The sequence below is a fragment of the Sphingomonas sp. Leaf257 genome, from assembly GCF_001422185.1.
Classification (GTDB): Bacteria; Pseudomonadota; Alphaproteobacteria; order Sphingomonadales; family Sphingomonadaceae; genus Sphingomonas; species Sphingomonas yabuuchiae.
In genome coordinates this window covers 110,628-134,122 of record NZ_LMMH01000034.1, presented here as the reverse complement: position 1 = coordinate 134,122, position 23,495 = coordinate 110,628, and the positions used below count along the sequence as shown (strand labels likewise).

Sequence of the window (23,495 nt, the reverse complement as noted above, 5' to 3'; positions counted from 1 at the left end):
TAGGCTGAATGGGGTTGGGGGGGCAGTCATAATGCGAGAGGATTGTATCTGCGTGCGCTTCGACTTCGCTCAGCGTGAACGGAGGTTGTGGTAAAGCCAAAATCCTCATCCGCCGTTCAGCCTGAGCGAAGTCGAAGGCCAGGGGAGTTCCCTGGCCGGGATCAGTTCGCCTGAGGCATCGCCGTATTCGACTGCGGGCTGACGGTCGCATTCAGTGCGAGGGTCGTCTTGGGCGTCACGCTCGCCTGTGCGACGTTCGGTCGTTGCAGGCGGATCGCCGAGGCACCCGGCAGGCCCGGGAAGCGCGGCCACAGCCCTTGCGCCAACGCGGCGCGGCTGGGCGACTTCGATTTGCCGGTCTGGCCCTCGTACATCCAGTAGTTGCGCAGGACCATGGTGACGTATCCGCGCGTCTCCCAATAGGGGATGCTCTCGATATAGAGCAGCGGATCGCCATTGTCGTGGACCAGGCTGTTCCATTCGCCCACCGGCTTCGGCCCGGCATTATAGGCCGCGATCACCTTGGGCAGCAGGCCGCCGGTCACGCCGGTCATGTCACGCAGGCGCTCCAAATGGCGCTGGCCGATATCCATATTGGTCGACGGCTTGGTGAGCGCACTGCGATCGATCGATACACCGCGCTCGCGCGCGAAATCGGTCGCGGCGGCGGGCATGATCTGCATCAGGCCATAGGCGCCCGTCGGGCTGACCACCTTGTTGCGGAAGCCGCTTTCCTGAAGCGTATGGGCATAGACCAGCGCCTTTTCGACACGCCAACCGCTGTCGGGGGCCCAGTTCGGCGTCGGATAGCGCGCCTCGGCGGTGGCGGTCACGCCTGCCGGACAGTTGTGCGCCAGCCAGACCGTGGTGGCGGGCAGGTCCAGCGACTCGGCGAGGCGGACGAGGCTACGGAACTCGGTCGGCTGGCCGATCCGCGCCTGCTGGCGGATGACCTGATCGGCAAGGTCGGTTTCGCCGACTTCGACTAGCGCGGCGGCGACCAGGATATTGGGGCGGCGATCCAGCGCGGCCCAGTCGGTGGCGACCAGTTGCCCCTTGGGCTCGCGATCGCCGCGCATCCCCAGCGCCTGCCGAGCGAGCTGGCCATAAAAGCTCTCGCGGAATTGCGAGGCGGAGCGCAGGCGGCCCTCGATCTTATCGGGACGGCCGCAGACCATGTCGGCGCGCGCCGCCCAATAAAGCGCGGCGGCGCGCAGATCGACATCGGTGGCGCGCGCCGCCGTACCCTCGAACGCGGTCGCGGCGGCCTGGCAGTCATTCTGTCGCCATGCCGACAGGGCGACGGTCCAGCGGCCCTGTACGGCCCAGTCGCCCGATCCTTCGGCGGCCTGCGCCGCCAGCATGCGGGCATTGGCGTCGTCGCCGCTGAGGAAATAGATCCAGGCGACCTTCTGCTGCCACTCGGTCAGCGCCTCGGGCGACAGGCCTTGCGTCGATTCGAGCAACGCGCGCGCGGAGGGGCCGTCGTCCGCCTTGACGAAGGGCTGCATCCTGACGGCCAGATCGGCGGCGATCTGGTCGCTGCGCACGCTCTTTGCACGGGTGCGGCGGGGCGCGCCGTCCTGCCAGATCAGCGTGTGCGCCTCGGGCAATGGCGGCAGGTCATGCGCGCCGCGCGAGCGGGCGAGGCGGGCCAACTGCTCGGCCTGGGGCAGTTCGGGCGCTTCGTTCAGCAGGGCGACCAGCCGCTCGACCTCGACCTTGGGCGAACCCTTGGCGGTGTAGAGTTCGGCGCGCGCGATGGCGTGGAGCGGACCGGGCTTGAGCGCGTCGAGTTCCAGCTGCGCGTCGCTCCAGCGGCTGTCCCGGATCGCGGCGAAGACGCGCATATAGCCCGACTTCTGATCGGCATCGAGCAATGCGGGGATGGCGGGCGGGGCCTTGAGCGCGGCGGGGCTGCGGACGTCGGCGTTGGGGACGGGTTCGGCGGCAAGGGCTGCACCGCCGACGACCGTCAACAAAGCCCCGATGGTCGCGCCCTTCGCGATCGTCCGGCCCAGCTTCATGCGCGCAAATCCCCCATGACCCTTTGCAAGTCTTTCCAGCTTTCCGCCTTCGCCATCGGCTTCTCGATCAGGAAGCGCGGGTGGAACGTGGCGACGACGTTCGTTTTTCCGCTTTTATGGTCAATGACATGTGAATGTCCGCGCGCGTCGGTCAACTCGGTCCCGAGTACGGCACGGCTCGCCGCATTGCCGAGCAGCAGCAGCCCGCGCGGGGCGACGAGCCCGACATGGTGCAGCGCGATCTCGGCCAGTCGCGTCTCCACCCCGGCGGGCGTCCTTCCCGCGATCGGCCGCCGCGCGCAGACAGAGGTGACATGGACGGTCTCGCGCGACAGGCCCATGGCGGCCAGCATCCGGTCGAACAGCCGCCCCGGCGCACCCGACAGGATCTGACCGGCATCGCCGTCATCGCGATCGGGACAGTCGACCAGCACCATCAGCGCGGCATTGGCGGGCCCGGTCGCGGTGAGCGAAATGCCGTCCCATGTCGCCTCCGGCGCGGCATCGGAAAGACGCCAGGCCAGGAACGCCTCCAGCGTGTCGGGCAGCGATGTTGCCGGAGCCGCGACGGGCAGGGCGGCGGCGGGTGCCTGGCCGGGCATGACGAGCGGCGCGCGCACCGGCTCCGGCGCCGTCCAGTCGCGGGGGTCATCCTCGACCAGCAGGTCGACGCCCGCATCATGCCACCAGTCTAGGACGCTGGCGGCCAGGGCACCATCAAACGGTGCGGTATCGAACGTTGGAAGAGCCCCCATATGGGGTAAGCCCATGCTGCAAGGTTGACGTGCGCGTCAATCTGTCGGATCGGCTGTCAGGACAAGATGTTTTCCGTCCGCGCCCGGACGAGCCCGCCAAACGGGACGCTACGGCAGCGGCGCGGTCAAAAAGCGAGGATGCCATGAGCGAACGCGAATCGATGCCTTATGACGTGGTGATCGTCGGCGCGGGTCCGGCGGGCCTGTCGGCGGCGATCCGCCTGAAACAGCTTGCGGCCGAACAGGGCGGCGAGCTGGCCGTCTGCGTCCTCGAAAAGGGATCGGAGGTCGGCGCGCATATCCTGTCGGGCGCGGTGATCGATCCGATCGCGCTCGACGAGCTGCTGCCCGACTGGCGCGAGGATGGCTGTCCGCTGGCCGAGGTGCCGGTGACGGAGAACCTCCACTGGATCCTGAGCGCGACGAAGCAGCGCAACCTGCCGCACGCGCTGACCCCGCCCTTCATGCACAACAAGGGCACCTACACCGGGAGTCTCGGCAACCTTTGCCGCTGGCTGGCGGGCAAGGCCGAGGAGCTGGGCGTCGAGATCTTCCCCGGTTTCGCCGCCGCCGAAATCCTGTTCCACGAGGATGGTCGGGTAAAGGGTGTCGCGACCGGCGACATGGGCATTGCGCGCGACGGCACCCGCAAGCCCGATTACCAGCCGGGCCTGGAACTGCACGCCAAATACACCTTCTTCGCCGAGGGCGTTCGCGGTCACCTGTCCAAGGCGGTCATCCGCCAGTTCGATCTGGCCCGCGACAGCGATCCGCAGGTCTATGGCCTGGGCATCAAGGAATTGTGGGACATCGACCCCGCCAAGCATGTACCGGGGCGGGTGATCCATACGCAAGGCTGGCCGCTGGGGCATGACGCCAATGGCGGCGGCTTCATTTATCACCAGGCGGGGGGGCAGGTCGCGCTCGGCTTCGTGACGTGGCTGAACTACACCAACCCCTATATCTCCCCGTTTCAGGAGATGCAGAAGTGGAAGACCCACCCGGTCATCGCCGAACTGCTGAAGGGCGGCAAGCGCGTCTCCTATGGCGCGCGCGCGATCAATGACGGCGGGCTTCAGGCGATCCCGAAGCTGACCTTCCCGGGCGGCGTGCTGGTCGGCTGTTCGGCGGGCTTCCTGAACGTGCCGCGCATCAAGGGCACGCACGGCGCGATGAAGTCGGCGATGCTGGCGGCCGAGGCGGCCTTCGCCGCCGTCCAGGCCGGGCGCGAGGGCGACGAACTGACCGATTATCCGGAGGCGTTCCACGCGTCCTGGCTCTACAAGGAACTGTCGACCGTCCGCAACGTCGTGCCGCTGGTCAAGAAATATGGCGACACGCTGGGCTCGGGTCTGGCGGGCGCGACCATGTGGGCCGAGCATTTCGGCCTGAAGATGCCCTTCACCATGAAGCACAAGCCCGATCACGAAAGCCTGTGGCGCAAGGATCAGGTGAAGAAGCCCGATTACCCCAAGCCCGACGGCGTGCTGACCTTCGACCGGCTGTCCTCGGTGTTCCTGTCGAACACCAATCACGAGGAGGACCAGCCGGTCCACCTGACGCTGAAGGACGCGGATGTGCCGATCGCGCACAACCTGCCCTTGTTCGACGAGCCCGCGCAACGCTACTGTCCCGCCGGTGTTTACGAGGTGGTGGGTGTGGAAGAGGGCGATCCGAAATTCGTGATCAACGCCCAGAATTGCGTCCACTGCAAGACGTGCGACATCAAGGACCCGACCCAGAACATCAACTGGGTGGTGCCGGAAGGCGGCGGAGGACCCAATTATCCCAATATGTAAGCGTCCGTTTTCCCGCGCCCTGACCGGATTGTGGCTGGTCGGGGCGTGCTGGTCCGTGTCGGCGCTGGCGGCGGTGGAGGTGCCCCGCTCGCCGTTATCGGCCTATCTGGCGGCGCGGGTCGCGGCGTCGGAAGGGCGCTCTGCGGCGGCCAGCGACGATTATGCCGTTGCGCTGGCCGGTTGGCCCGACGACCCCGCCGTCGCGGTGCGCGCCTATCGCGAGGCGATGACCAGCGGCGATGTGCCGCTGGCGTTGAAGTCCGCGCGGGTGATGGAGGCGGAAAATGTCGCGCCGCTCGACGTGGCGCTGCTCGACCTGGCGATCGCGGCGCGCAAAGGCGACCGGGCGGGATATGACGCCGCGCTGACCCGGATCGATGGCGGCGCGCTGCGCATCCTGTCGCCGGTGTTGCGCGCCTGGGCCGCGTGGGATCGCAAGCAGCCGGTCGAGCCCGGCCTCGACAGCGCGGGCAAGGAACCGGTGGCCAAGCGGCTGGCCGACGAGCATCGCCTATTGCTGGCGCTGGCAAGCAAGCGGATCGACCCGGCCTCGGTCCGTGTCCTGTTGGAGACGATGCGCGCGGCCCCCGACACCCGGATCGCCGCCGCCGAGATCGTGGCGGGTCGTGGCGACGAGGCCAATGCCCGCGCGCTGCTCAGCGATCGGCTCGTCCTGGCCGATCGCAAGGCACTGGGCGCCAAGCCCGATCTCGGTTTCGGCGTGTCGCAACTGCTCGTGCGGATCGGCGGCGAGCTGGCGAGCGAGGGGCCGCGACCGCTGGTCATCGCCCTGACCCGCACCGCCCTGATCGCCGACCCCGACAATGACCGCGCCCGGCTGATCATGGCCGAGGCCCTGTCGAAGGACGAGGCGTGGGATGCCGCCATCGCCGCGATCAGGGACGTGCGGCCGCGCGGCGCCTTCGCGCACCGCGCCGCGATCGTCCGCATCGGCCTGCTCGCCGGGGCGGGACGACAGGGCGAGGCGCTGATGCTCGCGCAAGGGCTGGCGACCGCCAGGGATTCCAGCCTCGACGATTGGCAGATCTATGCCGACCAGCTGATCGCCGCCAAGCGCCCGGCCGATGCGGTGCCCTGGTATGAGCGCGTCACCCGCGCCGACCCGGCCCTGCCTTGGGCGGCATGGCTGCAATATGGCGGGGCGCTGGATCAGGCCGGGCGCAAGGATGAGGCGGATGTGGCGCTCGCCAAGGCGGTCGAGCTTGGCCCGGACCAGCCGTTGGCGCTCAACTATCTGGGGTATGCACGGATCGAGCGGGGCAGGGACGTGTCGGGCTCGCTCGCGCTGCTCGAAAAGGCGAGCAAGCTGGCCCCCGACGATGCCTCTATCACCGATTCGCTCGGCTGGGCCTATCACAAGGCCGGGCAGACCAGGCGCGGCCTGCCGCTGGTCGAGCGCGCCGCCATGGCCGAGCCCGCCAATAGCGAGATCAACGACCATCTGGGCGATATCTACTGGGCGCTGGGGCGACGCTACGAGGCACGCTATGCCTGGCGCGCGGCGGCACTGACGGCGGACGACACGGAGCAGGTTAAGCTGGCGGCGAAGATCGCGGGCTGACCGGCCTTGCCGAGGGCGCTCGTGCGACGCATGGGATGGGCATGACCGTTATCGTCGAAACCGCCCCGGCCAAGATCAACCTGGCGCTCCATGTGCGCCGTCGTCGTGAGGATGGCTATCACGAACTGGAGACGCTGTTCGCCTTTTGCCGTGATGGCGATGTGGTCAGGGTCGAGCAGGCGGACAAACCCAGCCTGACGCTGACGGGTCCGTTCGCCGGCGTGCTGGCAGGCGAGTCGCAGGACGACAATCTTGTCATTCGTGCTTCGCGTGGCTTTTGCGCGCGGTTCGGGGTGAGCGAGGGGCATGCCATTACGCTCGACAAGCATCTTCCCGTCGCGTCGGGCATTGGCGGCGGCTCGGCGGATGCGGCGGCGACCTTGCGCGCGCTGGCGCGGCTGCACGGCGTGGCAATGGATGATCCGATATTGTTCGCCTTGGCGGCCGAGCTGGGCGCGGATGTTCCCGCCTGTCTGCTCGGCCGGACGTCGCGCGGCGAGGGGAAGGGCGATGCGCTGCAACCGTTGGAGTCGCTGGGCGAGCGGCCGGTCCTGTTGGTCAATCCGGGCGTCGCCGTGTCCACGGCGGCGGTATTCAAGCGCTGGGACGGTGTGGACCGGGGGGCTTTGGGGCAGGGTGATGTGATGAGCGTCGCGGCGGCGGGGCGCAACGACCTGGAGCCGCCCGCCCGTGCCATCGCGCCGCAGATCGACACGGTGCTGGCCTTGCTGGCGAGTGCACCGGGCGTCGATCTGGCGCGCATGTCGGGATCGGGTGCGACCTGCTTTGCGATTTTCGCCGATACCGACGCGCGCGATGCGGCAGCGGACGCGGCGCGGACACAAGGTTGGTGGGCGCTGCCGACTTTTTTGCGATAGGCTTTGTTCGCATCTTGTTCTCATGGAACAAAACACATACATTGCAGATGCGTTGAATGGACCACAAGGTTGGTCTAGCGAGGGAAGCATCTGATGGCCGCCAATCTGAAAGTGATCGAAACAGGCATGGCAACCGCAAACGCAGACCGGCAAAAGGCGCTGGACGCCGCACTCGCCCAGATCGACCGGGCATTCGGCAAGGGCTCGGCGATGAAGCTGGGCCAGAAGGAAGCGATGCAGGTCGAGGCGATCTCGACCGGCTCGCTCGGCCTCGACATCGCGCTTGGTGTCGGCGGCTTGCCGCGCGGCCGCGTGATCGAGGTCTATGGCCCTGAATCCTCGGGCAAGACCACGCTGGCGCTGCACGTCATCGCCGAGGCGCAGAAGATGGGCGGCACCGCTGCCTTTGTCGACGCCGAACACGCGCTCGACCCCGTCTATGCCAAGAAGCTGGGCGTCAATATCGACGAACTGATCGTGTCGCAGCCGGATACCGGCGAGCAGGCGCTGGAGATCACCGACACGCTCGTCCGCTCGAACGCGATCGACGTGCTGGTGGTCGACTCGGTCGCCGCGCTCGTGCCGCGTGCGGAAATCGAGGGCGAGATGGGCGACAGCCATGTCGGCCTTCAGGCCCGCCTGATGTCGCAGTCGCTTCGTAAGCTGACCGGCTCCATCAGCCGTTCGCGCTGCATGGTGATCTTCATCAACCAACTGCGCATGAAGATCGGTGTGATGTACGGCAACCCGGAGACGACGACGGGTGGCAACGCGCTGAAATTCTATGCCTCGGTCCGGCTCGACATCCGTCGCACCGGCGCGATCAAGGATCGTGAGGAAGTGACCGGCAACGCGACCCGCGTGAAGGTCGTGAAGAACAAGGTCGCACCGCCGTTCAAGCAGGTCGAATTCGACATCATGTACGGCGAAGGCATTTCGAAGATCGGCGAGATCCTCGACCTGGGCGTCAAGGCGGGTCTGGTCGAGAAGTCGGGCAGCTGGTTCTCCTACGACTCGGTCCGCATCGGGCAGGGGCGTGAGAACGCCAAAAATTACCTGCGCGACAATCCCGACATGGCCGATCGTCTGGAACGCGCGATCCGCCAGCGGACCGAAAAGGTCGCCGAGGAGATGATGACCGGCCCCGACGCCGAGGACGACATCTAAGAATATAGGGCCCGCCAGCAATGGCGGGCCTTTTTGTTTGAGAGCATCGGGGGCTGGATCGTGACGGGCGGAATGGATTGGCGGGGGAGGGTCGGCGATGTCTGGGCCGCGGAATGGCGCCGCACCGACCGCAGCCTGGCGGACCTGTCGCGTCAACTCGATGCGGCGATCGCATCGGTCGCGCCCGAACGGGGGCATGCGCTCGATATCGGTTGCGGGGCGGGGGCGACCAGCCTGGCGCTCCGGACGGCCCGGCCGGGATTGCGCGTAACGGGCGTCGATCTGTCAGCGGAATTGGTGGCGGTGGCACAGGCGCGGGCGGGCGACGCGGCTGGCCATGGCCTGTATTTCCGGTGCGGCGATGCGCTGACCATGGCGGCCACCGAAGGGCCTTTCGATCTGCTATGCTCGCGTCATGGCGTGATGTTCTTTCCCGATCCTGTCGAGGCGCTCACCACCTTGCGGCACGCCGCATGCGAGGGCGCGCGGCTGGTCTTTTCCTGCTTTGCGGAACGCGCCGCCAATGGTTTCGCGACGCTGGCGGATGCGGTGATCGGTATCGCTCCTCCGCAGGACGAGGGTTATGCGCCCGGCCCCTTTGCCTTTGCCGATATGAACCAGGTCGGGGCGTGGCTGATGGAAAGCGGATGGCAAGCTGACAATGCCGCGCGTGTGCCGTTCGACTATGTGGTGGGCGAAGGCGACGATCCGGTCGAGGACGCGCTGTCCTTCCTGTCGCAAATCGGCCCCGCTGCACGGGCCTTGGCGCAAGCAGCCCCCGATGAACGGCGGCGGATGGAGACGGCCTTGCGGGAAGCGCTGTTGCGGTATCGCACCGGCGACCGGATCGCGTTGCCCGCCTCGGCGTGGATATGGCGGGCCGTTGCGCATGGGGATGGCGGCTCTAGATCGGGATGACATAGGGGCGACCCGAGTCGCGCTCCTCCCCTTTCTGGGGGGCATCACCACAGGCGCGGCGTTTGCGGAAGCGCCCCACCCCCGTCCCCTCCCCTGAAGGGGAGGGGTGGATCAATCCAGAGTGGATCGGCATTCAGCCGTGCCCTTCTTCCCTCGCCCCTCATGGAGGGGAGAGGGTGGCGCAGAATTGGTCTTTGCGAAAGCAAAGGCCCAGTCGAAGCTGGGCGAGGATAGCTGCGCTCGCTGGCCGAGCGCGCTAGCTTTGGGAACGCCCAACCCTTCCCACGCTCAGCTAACCCTCCCCGGCTCCAGGGAAGAGGGACGCAGAGGTCGATTGCCGATCTGGGCAGCGATCTTTTCGCTGAGTTTTCGAGCCTGCAACACAGGACCAATTCCCCCAATGCGTCCGCTATCCCCCTTGGCGCGTTGAGCCGCGCAATCGAGGGGAAAAGCCATGACGATCATCGTCCATCATCTGGAAAACAGCCGGTCGCAGCGCATCCTGTGGATGTTGGAGGAACTGGGCCTTCCCTATGAGGTCAAGCATTATAAGCGCGATCCCAAGACGATGCTGGCCCCGCGCGACCTCCGCGCCGTGCATCCGCTCGGCAAGTCGCCGGTGATCGAGGATGACGGACTGGTGATCGCAGAGACGGGCGCGATCATCGAATATCTGGTCGGCAAGGGCGATGGCCGCCTGGGGCCGCCCGCGCACCGTGAGGCGATGCAGCGTTGGCGCTTCTGGCTGCACTATGCCGAAGGATCGTTGATGCCGCCGCTGTTCGTCACGTTGGTGCTCAGCCGCATCCCGGTCATGGGCAAGGTGGCGATGAAGCGGTTCCAGCCGATGGTCGACCGCCATCTCGATTATGTCGAGAGCGAACTGGCGCGCTCACCCTGGTTTGCGGGCGAGCAGATGACGGCGGCCGACATCATCATGAGCTTCCCGCTGGAAGCCGCCCGATCCCGCGCCGGGCTGGACGAGCGCCGCCCCGCCACCATCGCCTGGCTGGAGCGTATCCACGCCCGCCCGGCCTATCAGGCGGCGCTCGCCAAGGGCGGACCCTATGCCTATGCGTGAGGCATAGGGTCCGGCGATCAATGCCCCCCGATCTGGCGGAAGCTGTCGGGGGCATCCTTCGGGGGCGTGCCCGAGGGGGCGTGGAGCGACGCCACATCGACCGGCTCGGGCGGATCGAGCGGACCTTCCCACTTGGCGATGACCGCACTCGCCACCGCATTGCCGATGACGTTGGTCGCCGAGCGTCCCATGTCGAGGAAATGGTCGACCGCCAGGATCAGCAGCAGGCCCGCCTCGGGAATGTTGAACATCGGCATGGTCGCCGCGATCACCACCAGCGAGGCACGCGGCACGCCCGCAATCCCCTTCGACGTGACCATCAGCACGAGCAGCATCGTGATCTGCTGCCCGATCGAAAGATCGATGCCGTACGCCTGCGCGATGAACAGCGACGCGAAGGTCATGTACATCATCGAGCCGTCGAGATTGAACGAATAGCCCAGCGGCAGGACGAAGCTGGCGATGCGCGGCGGTACGCCGAACCGGTCCAGCCCCTCCAGGATGCGCGGATAGGCGGCCTCCGAGGAGGCTGTCGAGAAGGCGAGGATCAAAGGCGCGCGGATATGCGCGATCAGGTCGCGCACGCGCGGTCCGATGAACAGCGCCGCGATGCCGAGCAGCACGCACCACAGCAGGATGAGGCCCAGGTAAAAGCTGCCCATGAAGATGGCGAGCTTGCCGATCACCGACGGGCCCTGCTCGGTCAGCGTACCTGCGACGGCGGCGAAGACCGCGATCGGCGCGACCCGCATGACGTAATCCGTCACCTGCAACATCACCGCGACCAGCGCGTCGACCGCCCGGACCAGCGGCGCGGCGCGCTCGCCGACCGCCGTGATCGCGACGCCCAGGAACAGCGAGCCGATGACGATCTGCAGAACCTCGTTGGTCGCCATCGCCTCGATCAGAGAGGCGGGGACGAGGTGCGTCACGAATTTCTGCAGGTCGAACCCGGCCTTCACCACCCCGCTATCGGCGGTGACGGCGGGCAGCGGCAGGTTCAAGCCGACGCCGGGCTGGAGAAGGTTGACCAGCAACATGCCCAGGCTGAGCGAGACGAGGCTGGCCGAAATGAACCAGGCGAGCGAGCGCACCCCGATCCGCCCCAGCGCCTTGGTATCGCCCATCTGTGCGATTCCCGACACCAGGGTGGCGAAGACCAAAGGCGCGATGATCATCTTGATCAGGCGCAGGAACAGGCCGGTGACGATTGCAAAATAGCCCGCAATCGTCTTGAGTTGCGCGGTCGTCGCCGCGCTGCCGTCATTCAATGACAGATTGAGCGAGAGCCCCACGATCAGCCCCAGGACGAGGCCGATGAAGATGTACAAGGTCAGCCGCTTGGCCATGCATACCCCAAATTAAAATCCGCGGGCGAGCCAAGGGCATTGTGGCGCTCAGGTCAAGAATTCTATCGTCACCGTCATGCAGACCCCGTTGTCCCGCCGCGCGATGATCGCGGCCGCCGCCCTGCCGTTCCTCGTCCGGCCGGGACTGCTGCGTGCGGCGGAGCCGGACCTGTCGGCGCTGTCCGACATCACCGGCGGGGCGGTGCCGATCGGCCCGGAGGAACGGGCGCGGCGGCTGGCACGGGCGCAGGCTTTGATGAAGGCGAACGGGATCGGCGCGATCCTGATCGAGCCCGGCTCGACCATGGTCTATTTCACCGGCGTCCAATGGTGGCGCAGCGAGCGGCTGACCGCCGTGGTCATCCCGGTCGAGGGCCAGCCGTGCATCGTCACGCCGTTCTTCGAGGAGCCCTCGGTCCGTGAGACGCTGGCCGTGCCCGCCGAGGTGCGGGTGTGGCAGGAGGACGAGAACCCGCTGGCCGTCGTCGCGGGGTTCCTGCGCGACCGCAAACTGGCGAACCGCCCGGTCGGGATCGAGGAGACGGCGCGCTTCTTCGCATTCGACGGGATGCGAAAGCTGCTGCCCGACATGCGGCTGGTCTCGGCCAATCCGGTGGTGCGCGGATGCCGGATGGTGAAGACGCCCGCCGAGATCGCGCTGATGCAATTGGCGACCGACGTGACGATGGCGGCCTATCGCTGGGTATATCCCCGCGTCGAGGCGGGCATGACGGGCGCGGAGGTCGGCGCGCTGATGAGTGCCGCCACCCGCAAGCTGGGCGGCGCACCGGAGTTCAGCATGGCGCTGATCGGCGAAGCCTCGGCCTATCCGCATGGCAGCAAGCAGGTCCACCGTGTGGCGGAAGGCCAGGTCGTGCTGATGGACTGCGGATGCACGGTTCAGGGCTATCAGTCCGACGTCTCGCGCAGTTGGGTCCATGGCCGCGCCAGCGCGGAACAGCGCAAGGTCTGGGACACGGTGGCGAAGGGCCAGCAGGTCGCGCGCGCGGCGGCGCGGATCGGCGCACCCGCAGGCAGCATCGACGATGCCGTGCGGCGTTTCTACGAAGGCCAGGGCTATGGTCCCGGCTATCGCTTGCCCGGCCTGTCGCATCGGACCGGGCACGGCATCGGCATGGATGGGCATGAGCCGGTCAATCTCGTACATGGCGAAGCGACGCCGCTGGCTGCGGGCATGTGCTTCTCCAACGAGCCCGGGCTGTATCTGCCGGGCAAGTTCGGCATCCGGATCGAGGATTGCTTCCACATGACCGATAGCGGTCCGGCCTGGTTCTCGACGCCGCCCAAGGCGATCGAGGCGCCGATCGGATGATCGCCGAGCTGGACTCGCGTGGCTATGCCCTTTGGCCTTCGCGGCTGGATGACGGAGAGTTGGCCGAGCTGGCGGCGCTGTTCGGCGATTGGTCCGACGGTCGTCCGGGACGGCGGATCGATCCGGCCCGCGCCGCCGGATTGTCCGCCGTAGACCGGCTCTGCGCCGCGATGGGGCCGGTCGTCGGCGAAGGCGTGCGGCCGGTCCGCGCGATCCTGTTCGACAAGCAGGACGGCGCGAACTGGGCATTGGGCTGGCACCAGGACCGGACCATTGAGGTGGTGGAGCGACGCGAGGTTGCGGGGTTCGGGCCATGGACCGTCAAGCAGGGCCGCGTCCATGTCGCGCCGCCGGTGTCGCTGCTGGAGCGCATGGTCACGGTCCGCCTCCATCTCGATCCCGTCGATGCGGACAATGCGCCGCTGTTGGTCGCACCGGGTTCGCACCGGCTGGGCCTGATCGCCGAGGATGCGATTGAGGGCGTCGTCGGTCAGCTGGGCGAGGCGGTTTGTCTGGCCGGGGCGGGCGAGGTTTGGCTGTACCGCACGCTGATCCTTCACGCCTCGGCCCGCGCCGGACCGGGGCGGCGCCGGCGGGTCTTGCAGATCGATCTTTCGGCGGATGGTTTGCCGGGTGGTTTGCGCTGGGGCACGGAGGGGCAGGGGAGATTGTTATGACCATCGATCTCGTGATTGAACTGCTGGTGGGCTTTGCCAACGGCCTGCTGAACGCCGTCATCATCTGTGCGCTAGCCTATTGGCTCCTCGGCCGCGTTTTCGGTGTGACCGAGCCGCGCTTGCCCGCCATCTTGTTCGCCCTGGGCTTGACGCTGGGGCGGTTCGAGCATGCGGCCGATATGGCCGGGCATCCCATTGGCCGGTTGGTTGGCGATGGCCTGGGGTTCGTCCTGATCCGGTATCTCTGGTGGCGTCGCCCCGCTGCTCGCGACGATGCGACGGAACGAGCCGAACGCGCGGGCGCTTGAGCGCGCGCGAAACCTCGCCTAAGCCCGCGCTTATGACCTCGACCAACGACATCCGCCGCGGCTTTCTCGACTATTTCGGTTCGCAAGGGCACCAGATCGTGCCCTCCGCGCCGCTCGTGCCGCAGAACGACCCGACGCTGATGTTCGTGAATGCGGGCATGGTGCCGTTCAAGAACGTGTTCACCGGCTTGGAGTCGCGGCCCTATTCGACCGCGACCAGCTCGCAGAAATGCGTGCGCGCGGGCGGCAAGCATAACGATCTCGACAATGTCGGCTATACCGCGCGCCACCATACCTTCTTTGAAATGCTGGGGAATTTCTCGTTCGGCGACTATTTCAAGGAACAGGCGATCACCCATGCCTGGACCCTGCTGACCAAGGTCTGGGGCATCAATCCGGAAAAGCTGACCGCCACTGTCTATCACACCGATGACGAGGCGTTCGACCTGTGGAAGAAGGTCGCGGGGCTGCCCGATCACAAGATCATCCGCATTCCGACCAAGGACAATTTCTGGGCGATGGGCGAGAACGGGCCGTGCGGTCCATGCTCCGAAATCTTCTACGATCACGGCGACCATATCTATGGCGGCCCTCCCGGCAGCCCGGAGGAGGATGGCGACCGATTCGTCGAGATTTGGAACCTGGTCTTCATGCAGTTCGAGCAGGAAGCCAATGAGATCGTCGGCGAATTGCCCAAGAAGTCGATCGACACCGGCATGGGTCTGGAGCGGATCGCCGCCGTCCTGCAGGGCGTGCACGACAATTACGACACCGACACGTTCAAGGCGCTGATCGCAGCCTCGTGCGAGCTGACCCACACCAAGGCGGAAGACGGGCAGAAGGCGTCGCACCGCGTGATCGCCGACCATCTGCGCTCGGCCGGTTTCCTGGTCGCGGACGGCGTGCTGCCCGCCAATGAGGGGCGTGGCTATGTGCTTCGCCGCATCATGCGCCGCGCGATGCGCCACGCGCATCTGCTGGGCGCCAAGGAGCCGTTGATGCACCGGCTGGTCCCGGCGCTGGTCGCCGAGATGGGTGCGGCCTATCCCGAGCTGGTCCGTGCGCAGCCGCTGATCGAAGCTACTTTGAAGCAGGAGGAAACCCGCTTCCGCCAGACGCTCGACAAGGGCCTCAAGCTGCTCGACGAAGCGACGGCGGGCATGGCGCCCGGTGCGACGCTGGCGGGCGAGACGGCGTTCAAGCTCTATGACACGTTCGGCTTCCCCTATGATCTGACCGAGGACGCGTTGCGCGCGCAGAACCTGTCGGTCGACCGCGCAGGCTTCGACGCCGCCATGGCTGAGCAGAAGCGCGCCGCGCGCGCCGCCTGGAAGGGCTCGGGCGCGAAGGCGTCGGACGATGTGTGGTTCGACATCGCCGAGGAAACCGGCTCGACCGAATTTCTGGGCTATGCCTCCGACACAGGCGAGGGCGAAGTGCTGGCGCTGGTCAAGGACGGCGCGCGGGTCGACAGCGCGGCGGCGGGCGATACGGTGTCGATCATCGTCAACCAGACGCCATTTTATGGCGAGAGCGGCGGCCAGGTCGGCGACAGCGGCACCATCTCCAGCGATACGGGTCTGAAGGCTGTCGTCACCGACACCTCCAAGCAGCTTGGCCGCGTGTTCGTGCACAATGCCGAGATCCAGGAAGGCGGCATCAAGGTCGGCGACAGCGTGAAGCTGGCGATCGACACCGCGCGCCGCGCCGCGATCCGCGCCAACCATTCGGCGACGCACCTGTTGCATGAGGCGCTGCGTCAGCGGCTGGGCACCCATGTCGCGCAGAAGGGTTCGATGGTCGCCCCCGAACGCCTGCGCTTCGACTTCTCGCAGCCGGTCGGCATGACCGCCGACGACATTGCCGAGGTCGAGACGAAGGTGAACGAGCAGGTGCGCGGCAACGGCCCGGTCGTCACTCGTCTGATGACGCCGGACGAAGCGATCGAAATGGGCGCGATGGCGCTGTTCGGTGAGAAATATGGCGACGAGGTTCGGGTCGTGTCGATGGGCGAAGATGCCGACGGCACCTACTCCCTCGAACTTTGCGGCGGTACCCATGTGAATGCGCTGGGCGAGATCGGCGTGTTCAAGATCGTGTCGGAAGGCGCGGTGTCGAGCGGTGTGCGCCGTGTTGAGGCGCTGACCGGCGAGGGCGCGCGCGCCTATCTCTCGCACCGCGACGACATGCTGAAGGCCGCCGCCGCGACACTGAAGACCACGCCGGACGAAGTGCCCGCCCGCATCGCCGCCCTGGTCGAGGATCGTCGCCGTCTGGAGCGCGAACTGGCCGAGGCGAAGAAGGCGCTCGCCATGGGCGGCGGGGCCGGTGGCGCGGCCGCCGGCCCGGAGCAGATCGGCGATGTGGCGTTCATCGGCCAGGTGCTCGACGGCTTCGAGGCGAAGGGTCTGCGGGGCGCGGTGGACGATGCCAAGCAGCGTCTGGGCGGATCGGGTGTCGCGGTGATGGTCGCGGTCAATGACGGCCGCGCCTCGGTCGCGGTCGGCGTGACCGACGATCTGACGGGCAAGCACAATGCCGTCGAGCTGCTGCGTAAGGCGGTGGCGGCGCTGGGCGGGCAGGGCGGCGGAGGCCGTCCCGACATGGCCCAGGGCGGTGGTCCCGACGGCACCAAGGGCGCCGAGGCGCTCCAGGCGGTCCGGGACGCGATCGCGGGGTAATTTCACCAGCCAGGGGAGAGTGGCGATGCGCAGGGGAATGACGACGGCCTTCTTGACGGGGGCCATGCTTCTTCTCTTGCCATCACCGCTCATGGCGCAATCCGCATCGCCGCAGACCTCCACGCCGCCCGGCACGACCGGCGAGGCGGTCGTCGTGACCGCCCGGCCCCAGGCCAGCGAGCGTGAAGTGCGCGATCAGATCATCGGCGTTACCGGGCGACCGACATCGGCGATGCCGCTCATGCGGTTTCGCGCGCCCGTCTGCATCGGGACCGCCGGGCTGCCGGTCTCGGCCAGCGAGGAGATTCTTCGCCGCATGATGGCGACGGTCCAGTCGCTGGGCATGAAGATGGCCCCCGATGGCTGCACGCCGAATATCTTGGTCCTGTTCGCCGACGATCCCCAGGAGCAGCTCATGGCGCTGCGCCAGCGGTCCCCCCAGATATTCGGGGACCTGTCCCGTCCGGCGGTCAGCCGCATTGTGAAGGGGGCGGGCCCCGTCTATGCCTGGAACGCCGCCATGCGGGTGTCGCGCGATGGCGATCTCGTCTTGCAACAGGACAGCCCCACGGCAAACTGGCCCGAGATGAAGGTCGGGGCGGCGTCGCGCCTGTTGAGTCCGATCCGTCAGGACATCGCCGCCTCGGTCGTGGTCATCAAGCGTCAGGCCCTGCTGAACAAGACGCTGGGCCAGATTGCCGACTATGCCGTGATGCGGACCATGGCTGCGACCAAGCCGGTCGAGGGGATGACGTCGGCGACGATCCTGACCTTGTTCGACACCGATGCAGCCGCTCCCGCGGAACTGACGGCATTCGACCGGGGGTTGCTGAACGGACTCTATGACAGTCGCCCCCATGCGCAACGGGGGCAACAGGTGTCAGAGATGACGCGCGCCATCCGCGAGGAAACCGTACGCAAATGATCCGGCGGGGCCGGGCCGTGTCGCCCAGTGCCGTCAAGGCTGTGGGCCTCCTGCCAGCGTGCGACTGGGGCCATCTGCGAGGCCTTTATGCGGGGCAGGGAAATCCTTCGCCGATGTTCCAATATGCCGAGATGGCGCGTTTTATCGAAGACGAATGGATCGCCGGAGACAAGAAACCGTGAAACCCCCAAGCGGACGCCGCGACCTGACCGCCGGGCCGATCGGCAAGACTTTGTTGCTGTTCGCGCTGCCGACCCTGGGGTCGAGCGTGCTGCAATCGCTGAACGGGTCGATCAACGCGATCTGGATCGGCCAGTTTCTGGGAGAGCGGGCGCTGGCGGCGACGACCAACGCCAATATCATCATGTTCCTGCTGGTCGCGGCAACCTTCGGCTTCGGCATGGCCGCGACCATCCTGATCGGCCAGGCGATGGGACGGCGCGACGTGGAGGCGATGCGCCGCGTGCTGGGATCGGCGCTGGGGCTGTTCGCGGTGATCTCGACCGCGACCGTGGGAGTAGGTTGGCTGGCCGCGCCCGCCATCCTGCGCGCGCTGGCGACCCCGGCCGAAGTGTTTCCGCTCGCGCTCGCCTATCTGCGGGTGATCTTCGTCGCGATGCCGCCGGGCTTCATCTCGGTGCTGCTGACCATGGCGCTGCGCGGTGTCGGCGATTCGATCACGCCGCTGAAGTTCATGGCGCTCGGCTCGGTCCTCGACGTGGCACTCAACCCGGTCTTCATCCTGGGGCTGGGGCCGATCCCGGCGCTGGGCATTGAGGGGTCGGCGATCGCGACGCTGATAGCCAATACCGGATCGCTGCTGGCGCTTGTCACCTATCTCTATGCCAAGGATCTGGTCATCCGGCTGCGCGGCGCCGAGTGGCGCTATCTGCTCCCAACCGCGGTGCTGCTGAAGACGATCGTGGTCAAGGGGTTCCCGATGGGGCTCCAGATGCTGGTCGTCTCCACTTCCGCCTTGGCGATGATGGGGCTGGTCAACCGGCACGGCACCTCGACGACGGCGGCTTACGGCGCGGCGAACCAGCTTTGGACCTATATCCAGATGCCCGCCATGGCGGTGGGCGCGGCGGTCAGCGCGATGGCGGCGCAGAATATCGGCGCGGGGCAGTGGGACCGGGTCGACCGGATCACCCGTGCGGGCCTGCGGATGAACCTGTTGCTGACCGGCGTGCTGGTCTTGGCGGTCACGCTGCTCGACCGGCATGTGCTGTGGTTGTTCCTGGGGAACGAGGAGGGCGCGATCGGCATTGCGGCTAAGATCAACCTGATCGGCGGGTGGAGCTTCATGCTGTTCGGTGTGTCGATGGTGCTGGCCGCAACGGTGCGCGCCAATGGCGCGGTGGTCGGGCCGCTCGTCATCCTGGCGATCGCGATGTTCCCGGTACGCTTCGGCCTCGCCAACCTGCTGGAGCCGAGCTTGGGCGCAGACGCGATCTGGTGGAGCTTTCCGGCGGGCTCGCTTGCCTCGATGCTGATGACCATCGGTTATTACCGGCATGGCGGCTGGCGCAGGGGGCGTATGGCCCCGGCGGCGGGCAAGGAGGAATGCGAGGAACAGGCGCTGGCCGAAGGGCAGCCGACGAACAAGGCGATGCCGGTGGGGTAGGGTGCCCCTGTATGTAGGCAAATACCCTCACCCTTCCGGCGCTTTGCGCCTCCCTCCCTCTCCCGGTGGGAGCGGGAAGGGGCCCGCCCGCTGAAAGCGGGTGGGAAGGGTGAGGGTCCCTCAGACCGGCGCGATGACCTCGATGATACCCGGTGCGATCCGGGCGGTCACCGGCGTACGGGCCAGCACCTCGCCGTCGATCGAGATGGGCAGCGGCGGGATGGTGGTGAGCTTGATCTCGCGCCCCCGGAAATCGCGGACCTTTTCCTTGCGATAGTCGCTGCGCAGGATGCTGGCCGCCCAGTTGACGATCAGGCGGCGTTTCACATGACCGCATACGGCCTGGACGACGATCTCGCCCGAGTCGACGGCGGCGGCATCCACCAACTCGGTGCCGCCATGATAGGGGCCGTTGGAGATGCGCACCTCGACGACGCGCAGTCGCTCGCGCTTGCCATTCTGCTCGACGATCAGGGTGAAGGGGCGGAACCGCAGGAACTGATAGGCCGCCCAGCCCAGATAACCGAGCCGCCCGGCGACGCGCTTCAGGCCGTGCGGTACCGTCTCGGCGATCTTGGGGCTGATCCCCATCGCCGCGCAATTGGCGTAATAATCATTGTCGATCATGCCCAGATCGATGCGGCGCGGGCGGCCGGTGCGGATCACCTCGACCGCGCCCTCGATGGTCAGGGGAATGCCGAGCGAGCGGGCAAAGCTATTCGCGGTGCCGAGCGGCAGGACGCCCAGCATCACGTCATGCCCGACCATCAGGTCGACGAGCCCGCTGATCGTCCCGTCACCACCGCCCAGGATCAGCAGGTCGGGCTTGGCCGCCAGCAACTCGCGGACGGTCGGCTCCAGATCCTTCGGATCCTCCACCGCGCGGGCGTCGACCTTGTAGGGAAGGTCCGACATCGCCGCACAGGCCTGCTGAAACAAGGCCTGGCCGCGCCGCGACTTGGCATTCACCACCATCGCTGCCGATCGAATCTCTCGCACGCCTATATTCCTTTCGCCCCCGGAACGCTTTGCACGCAACGCTTGGCAAGCGCGGTCCGATCCCGCAAAAGCCCTTTTGATGACCGCATCTTATCCCGCGCTTCGCCTTCGTCGTACTCGTGCCTCGCAGTGGAGCCGTCGACTTCACGCGGAAACGGTGTTGACCCCGGCCGATCTGATCTGGCCGTTGTTCGTGACCGAGGGGCAGGGCGTGGAGGAACCCATCGCCAGCCTGCCCGGCGTGTCGCGCTGGTCGCTGGACGGCATCGTCGCGCGGGCCAGGGAAGCCGCCAATCTGGGCATTCCCTGTCTGGCGTTATTCCCTAATACGCCCGCGCACCTGCGCACCGATGACGGGCGCGAGGCGATGAACCCCGATAATCTGATGTGCCGGGCGATCCGCGCAATCAAGGATGCCGTGCCCGATATCGGCGTGCTGACCGATGTGGCGCTCGACCCCTATACGACGCATGGCCATGACGGGCTGGTAGATGCGGCGGGTTATGTCGTCAACGACGACACCGCCGATGCGCTGGTCGAGCAGGCGCTGACCCAGGCGCGCGCCGGGTCGGACGTGATCGCGCCGTCGGACATGATGGACGGCCGCATCGGCATGATCCGCGCCGCCTTGGAGCGCGAGGGCTTCGTCAACGTCCAGATCATGGCCTATGCCGCCAAATATGCCAGCGCCTTTTACGGTCCGTTCCGCGATGCGGTGAATACGCGCGGTCTGCTGAAGGGCGACAAGCGCACCTATCAGATGGACCATGCCAATGCCGAGGAGGCACTTCGCGAGGTCGCGCTCGACCTCGCCGAGGGCGCGGACAGCGTGATGGTGAAGCCGGGCCTGCCCTATCTCGACATCATCCGCCGGGTGAAGGACGAGTTCCGCGTGCCGACCTTCGCCTATCAGGTGTCGGGCGAATATGCGATGATCGAGACGGCGGTCGCAGCGGGCGCGGCAGACCGCGACGCAATGGTGCTGGAGACGCTGATGGCGTTCAAGCGTGCCGGATGCTCGGGCGTGTTGACCTATCATGCCGCCCATGCCGCCCGACTGCTGAACGCCTGAACCCTTTCCCCGTGACACGCCGTATCCCGGACCTGGCGGCGCGCGCGCTGTTCGTGGCGACGATCCTGACCGGATCGTTCCTGCTGTTCCTGGTCCAGCCGCTGGTCGCGCGCATGGCGCTGCCCCGGCTGGGTGGCGCGCCCGCCGTCTGGAACTCGGCGATGTTCGTCTATCAGGCGCTGCTGCTTGGCGGCTATGCCTATGCCCATGCGCTGGGGCGGTGGCGGCCGAAGGTGCAGGCGGGGGTGCATATCCTGGTACTGGCGGCGGCGGCCTTGTGGTTGCCGATTGGGTTGATGACGGTGGACCTACCGCCCGATGCCGAACCGGCGCTGTGGGTGCCATGGCTGCTCGGCCTGTCCATCGGGCCGCTCTTCTTCGCGGTGTCGGCGCAGGCCCCGCTGATCCAGCGCTGGTTCGCGCTCGCCCAACCGGGGCGTAATCCGTACGCGCTCTATGCGGCGTCAAACCTGGGCAGCTTTGCCGGGCTGATCGCCTATCCGCTGCTGGTCGAGCCGGCGATGACGCTTCATGGACAGAGCCTGTTGTGGAGCCTGGGCTACGGCCTGCTCGCTTTGCTGGTCGCGGCATGCGCCACGCGACTCCCGGCGTCGCGCGACCCGGCGGCCGACCCCGCGCCGACCTCGGCCGCGCCGGGATGGCGGCGGATCGGGTACTGGGTCGCCTTGGCGGCGGTGCCCTCGGGGCTGGTGCTGGCGACCTCGACCTATATCACCACCGATATCGTGGCGATGCCGCTGCTCTGGGTGTTGCCGCTGGGGCTGTATCTGGCGAGCTTCATCATCGCCTTCGCTACCCGGCGGGGCGCGGCGGACACGCTGACCCGGATCGCGCCGGTAACGCTGCTGCTGTTCGGCGGGGTGATCATGGGCGGCTATCCGGAGCGGCCCTATTCCAACGTGGTCGTCGCGCTGCTGCTGCTGTTCATGGTGTCGGTCGCGTTGCACACCGCCCTATACCGCGCGCGGCCTGCGGTCGACCGGCTGACCGGCTTCTATCTATGGATGGCAGTCGGCGGGGCATTGGGCGGGGTGTTCGCGGGCATCCTGGCGCCGGTGCTGTTCGACTGGACGTACGAGTATCCGCTGCTCATCTTGGCGGCGGGAATGTTGATCCCGCAACAGTTCATCCTGCCGGTGATCCGCGACCTGTGGTGGCGACATCCCCGCGCGATGCTAGCCGCGCTGGCGGTGGTGATCGGTCTCGTTCTCGAATTGCGGCTGGTCGGCCCTGCGGCGTGGTTCGGCGAGGAGCGTCAAGGGACGGTGTTCCTGGTCATCGCAACGCTGGGGTTCCTGACCATCGGCGCACGCACCGGCTTCGTGCTGCTGCTCGGAGGAGCGCTCGTGCTGTTCGGCGGCTATCGCGCATTGTCGCTGTCGATGGAGCGTGATGCACGGATGCGCAGCTATTTCGGCGTCTATACCGTCCGCGACGGAGCAGGCTATCGCGAGCTGGACCATGGCTCGACGGTCCACGGCATCCAGCTTCGCGGTTCGGCGGCGCGCGAGCGGACGCCGACCACCTATTACGCCCCCTATTCGGGCGTCGGCCGGGCGATGCGCGCCGCGCCGATGCTGTACGGACCGGCGGCGCGGATCGGCGTGGTCGGGCTGGGGACGGGGACGCTCGCCTGTTATGCGCAGCCGGGCCAGCGCTGGCGCTTCTACGAGATCGATCCGGTCATCGTCCGCATCGCGCGCGATACCGGCCAGTTCAGCTATCTGCGCCGGTGCCAGCCCGATCCCGTCATCCGCATCGGCGACGCGCGCATCCGCCTGGCCGCCGAGGCACCGGACAGCCTGGATCTGCTGGCGCTCGATGCCTTTTCGTCGGACGCGGTTCCGGCGCATCTGCTGACGCGTGAGGCGTTCGGGACCTATGCCCGCGTCCTGTCCCCGCGCGGGCTGCTGCTCGTCCATATCTCGAACCGCTTCGTCGATCTGGAGCCGCTGGTCGCCGCCGCCGCGCGGGAAGGGGGCTGGGCGATTTCTCGGATGAGCTATGTGCCGACCGATCTGGATCGCGAGGCGCAGGCCACCGCCTCGGTCTGGCTGGCGCTGTCGCGGGATGCGCGCATGCTGAAGACGCTGGAGGCGCGAGGGGGAGACTGGACCCCGGCGGTGGCCCCGCCGGGCCTCGCCGCCTGGACCGACGATTATTCCAGCATCCTGCCCTTTATCCGCGAGTTCTAAAGCAGGATGACGTCAGATTGATTCACCCCTCCCCTTCAGGGGAGGGGCCGGGGGTGGGGCGCTTCCACAAACGCCGCGCCTGCGGTGATGCCCCACCCCAA

Annotated in this window: 19 protein-coding genes; 15 read left to right on the top strand and 4 right to left on the bottom strand. The window is 67.1% G+C overall.

What is annotated here, in order from left to right; all coding sequences use genetic code 11:
* Window positions 1-161 precede the first annotated feature (161 nt).
* Window positions 162-2,027 carry a lytic transglycosylase domain-containing protein gene (locus ASF14_RS16395; protein WP_056437502.1) on the bottom strand — a complete coding sequence of 622 codons (1,866 nt, stop codon included), beginning with the start codon at window positions 2,025-2,027 and terminating at the stop codon, window positions 162-164.
* A complete protein-coding gene (locus ASF14_RS16390; RefSeq protein WP_056437499.1) occupies window positions 2,024-2,782 on the bottom strand; it encodes a uracil-DNA glycosylase in 759 nt (252 codons plus the stop codon). Before ASF14_RS16390 ends, ASF14_RS16395 begins: the two co-directional genes overlap by 4 nt.
* A 143-nt stretch (window positions 2,783-2,925) precedes the next feature.
* Here ASF14_RS16390 and ASF14_RS16385 point away from each other — a divergent pair, with 143 nt between their 5' ends.
* The 6 genes from ASF14_RS16385 to ASF14_RS16360 all read left to right on the top strand — a co-directional run bounded on the left by ASF14_RS16385 (window position 2,926) and on the right by ASF14_RS16360 (window position 10,207).
* Window positions 2,926-4,581 carry an electron transfer flavoprotein-ubiquinone oxidoreductase gene (locus ASF14_RS16385; RefSeq protein ID WP_056437497.1) on the top strand — a complete coding sequence of 552 codons (1,656 nt, stop codon included), beginning with the start codon at window positions 2,926-2,928 and terminating at the stop codon, window positions 4,579-4,581.
* 55 nt (window positions 4,582-4,636) lie between these two features.
* Window positions 4,637-6,163, top strand: a complete 1,527-nt coding sequence (locus tag ASF14_RS16380) for a hypothetical protein (RefSeq protein ID WP_236697110.1) — start codon at window positions 4,637-4,639, stop codon at window positions 6,161-6,163.
* 41 nt (window positions 6,164-6,204) lie between these two features.
* The gene (locus ASF14_RS16375; protein WP_056438380.1) at window positions 6,205-7,041 is read left to right on the top strand and encodes a 4-(cytidine 5'-diphospho)-2-C-methyl-D-erythritol kinase; all 837 of its coding nucleotides are present in this window, start codon (window positions 6,205-6,207) and stop codon (window positions 7,039-7,041) included.
* A 93-nt stretch (window positions 7,042-7,134) separates the two neighbouring features.
* Window positions 7,135-8,208: a recombinase RecA gene (gene recA / locus ASF14_RS16370; RefSeq protein WP_042482753.1), complete on the top strand. Its 1,074-nt coding sequence runs from the start codon at window positions 7,135-7,137 to the stop codon at window positions 8,206-8,208.
* Window positions 8,209-8,241: 33 nt separating this feature from the next.
* Window positions 8,242-9,126: a class I SAM-dependent methyltransferase gene (locus tag ASF14_RS16365; protein WP_236697108.1), complete on the top strand. Its 885-nt coding sequence runs from the start codon at window positions 8,242-8,244 to the stop codon at window positions 9,124-9,126.
* 454 nt (window positions 9,127-9,580) lie between these two features.
* Window positions 9,581-10,207, top strand: a complete 627-nt coding sequence (locus ASF14_RS16360) for a glutathione S-transferase family protein (RefSeq protein WP_056437494.1) — start codon at window positions 9,581-9,583, stop codon at window positions 10,205-10,207.
* A gap of 17 nt (window positions 10,208-10,224) precedes the next feature.
* Here the strand turns inward: ASF14_RS16360 and ASF14_RS16355 are convergent, their stop codons facing one another.
* On the bottom strand, window positions 10,225-11,556 hold the full coding sequence (locus ASF14_RS16355) for a dicarboxylate/amino acid:cation symporter (RefSeq protein ID WP_056437490.1): 1,332 nt from the start codon (window positions 11,554-11,556) through the stop codon (window positions 10,225-10,227).
* Window positions 11,557-11,632: 76 nt separating this feature from the next.
* Between ASF14_RS16355 and ASF14_RS16350 the strand changes: the two genes are divergently transcribed.
* The 7 genes from ASF14_RS16350 (at window position 11,633) to ASF14_RS16320 (ending at window position 19,107) form a co-directional block, all read left to right on the top strand.
* Window positions 11,633-12,889 (top strand): M24 family metallopeptidase, encoded by a 1,257-nt coding sequence (locus ASF14_RS16350; RefSeq protein ID WP_056437487.1) that lies wholly within the window; start codon window positions 11,633-11,635, stop codon window positions 12,887-12,889.
* Window positions 12,886-13,566 (top strand): phytanoyl-CoA dioxygenase family protein, encoded by a 681-nt coding sequence (locus ASF14_RS16345; protein ID WP_056437484.1) that lies wholly within the window; start codon window positions 12,886-12,888, stop codon window positions 13,564-13,566. Before ASF14_RS16350 ends, ASF14_RS16345 begins: the two co-directional genes overlap by 4 nt.
* Window positions 13,563-13,874 carry a hypothetical protein gene (locus ASF14_RS16340; RefSeq protein ID WP_056437480.1) on the top strand — a complete coding sequence of 104 codons (312 nt, stop codon included), beginning with the start codon at window positions 13,563-13,565 and terminating at the stop codon, window positions 13,872-13,874. Before ASF14_RS16345 ends, ASF14_RS16340 begins: the two co-directional genes overlap by 4 nt.
* Before the next feature lie 32 nt (window positions 13,875-13,906).
* A complete protein-coding gene (gene alaS / locus ASF14_RS16335) occupies window positions 13,907-16,555 on the top strand; it encodes an alanine--tRNA ligase (RefSeq protein ID WP_056437477.1) in 2,649 nt (882 codons plus the stop codon).
* 64 nt (window positions 16,556-16,619) lie between these two features.
* Complete coding sequence (locus tag ASF14_RS16330) at window positions 16,620-17,480, top strand: hypothetical protein (protein ID WP_168371552.1); 861 nt, start codon at window positions 16,620-16,622, stop codon at window positions 17,478-17,480.
* Window positions 17,477-17,662: a hypothetical protein gene (locus ASF14_RS22360; protein ID WP_056437473.1), complete on the top strand. Its 186-nt coding sequence runs from the start codon at window positions 17,477-17,479 to the stop codon at window positions 17,660-17,662. Before ASF14_RS16330 ends, ASF14_RS22360 begins: the two co-directional genes overlap by 4 nt.
* Window positions 17,659-19,107 carry an MATE family efflux transporter gene (locus ASF14_RS16320; RefSeq protein WP_236697107.1) on the top strand — a complete coding sequence of 483 codons (1,449 nt, stop codon included), beginning with the start codon at window positions 17,659-17,661 and terminating at the stop codon, window positions 19,105-19,107. Before ASF14_RS22360 ends, ASF14_RS16320 begins: the two co-directional genes overlap by 4 nt.
* Window positions 19,108-19,227: 120 nt before the next feature.
* Here ASF14_RS16320 and ASF14_RS16315 read toward each other — a convergent pair whose 3' ends face one another.
* A complete protein-coding gene (locus ASF14_RS16315) occupies window positions 19,228-20,082 on the bottom strand; it encodes a diacylglycerol/lipid kinase family protein (RefSeq protein ID WP_056437468.1) in 855 nt (284 codons plus the stop codon).
* A gap of 103 nt (window positions 20,083-20,185) precedes the next feature.
* Between ASF14_RS16315 and hemB the strand changes: the two genes are divergently transcribed.
* Window positions 20,186-21,178, top strand: a complete 993-nt coding sequence (gene hemB / locus ASF14_RS16310; protein ID WP_056437465.1) for a porphobilinogen synthase — start codon at window positions 20,186-20,188, stop codon at window positions 21,176-21,178.
* An 11-nt stretch (window positions 21,179-21,189) separates the two neighbouring features.
* The gene (locus ASF14_RS16305; protein ID WP_082442297.1) at window positions 21,190-23,394 is read left to right on the top strand and encodes a spermidine synthase; all 2,205 of its coding nucleotides are present in this window, start codon (window positions 21,190-21,192) and stop codon (window positions 23,392-23,394) included.
* Window positions 23,395-23,495 lie beyond the last annotated feature (101 nt).

Bases quoted from the DNA above. Each gene is read 5' to 3' on its own strand.
- ASF14_RS16395 (WP_056437502.1), bottom strand. From the start codon at position 2,027: ATGAAGCTGGGCCGGACGATCGCGAAGGGCGCGACCATCGGGGCTTTG.
- ASF14_RS16390 (WP_056437499.1), bottom strand. From the start codon at position 2,782: ATGGGGGCTCTTCCAACGTTCGATACCGCACCGTTTGATGGTGCCCTG.
- ASF14_RS16385 (WP_056437497.1), top strand. From the start codon at position 2,926: ATGAGCGAACGCGAATCGATGCCTTATGACGTGGTGATCGTCGGCGCG.
- ASF14_RS16375 (WP_056438380.1), top strand. From the start codon at position 6,205: ATGACCGTTATCGTCGAAACCGCCCCGGCCAAGATCAACCTGGCGCTC.
- recA (WP_042482753.1), top strand. From the start codon at position 7,135: ATGGCCGCCAATCTGAAAGTGATCGAAACAGGCATGGCAACCGCAAAC.
- ASF14_RS16360 (WP_056437494.1), top strand. From the start codon at position 9,581: ATGACGATCATCGTCCATCATCTGGAAAACAGCCGGTCGCAGCGCATC.
- ASF14_RS16355 (WP_056437490.1), bottom strand. From the start codon at position 11,556: ATGGCCAAGCGGCTGACCTTGTACATCTTCATCGGCCTCGTCCTGGGG.
- ASF14_RS16350 (WP_056437487.1), top strand. From the start codon at position 11,633: ATGCAGACCCCGTTGTCCCGCCGCGCGATGATCGCGGCCGCCGCCCTG.
- ASF14_RS16345 (WP_056437484.1), top strand. From the start codon at position 12,886: ATGATCGCCGAGCTGGACTCGCGTGGCTATGCCCTTTGGCCTTCGCGG.
- ASF14_RS16340 (WP_056437480.1), top strand. From the start codon at position 13,563: ATGACCATCGATCTCGTGATTGAACTGCTGGTGGGCTTTGCCAACGGC.
- alaS (WP_056437477.1), top strand. From the start codon at position 13,907: ATGACCTCGACCAACGACATCCGCCGCGGCTTTCTCGACTATTTCGGT.
- ASF14_RS16330 (WP_168371552.1), top strand. From the start codon at position 16,620: ATGCTTCTTCTCTTGCCATCACCGCTCATGGCGCAATCCGCATCGCCG.
- ASF14_RS22360 (WP_056437473.1), top strand. From the start codon at position 17,477: ATGATCCGGCGGGGCCGGGCCGTGTCGCCCAGTGCCGTCAAGGCTGTG.
- ASF14_RS16315 (WP_056437468.1), bottom strand. From the start codon at position 20,082: ATGGTGGTGAATGCCAAGTCGCGGCGCGGCCAGGCCTTGTTTCAGCAG.
- hemB (WP_056437465.1), top strand. From the start codon at position 20,186: ATGACCGCATCTTATCCCGCGCTTCGCCTTCGTCGTACTCGTGCCTCG.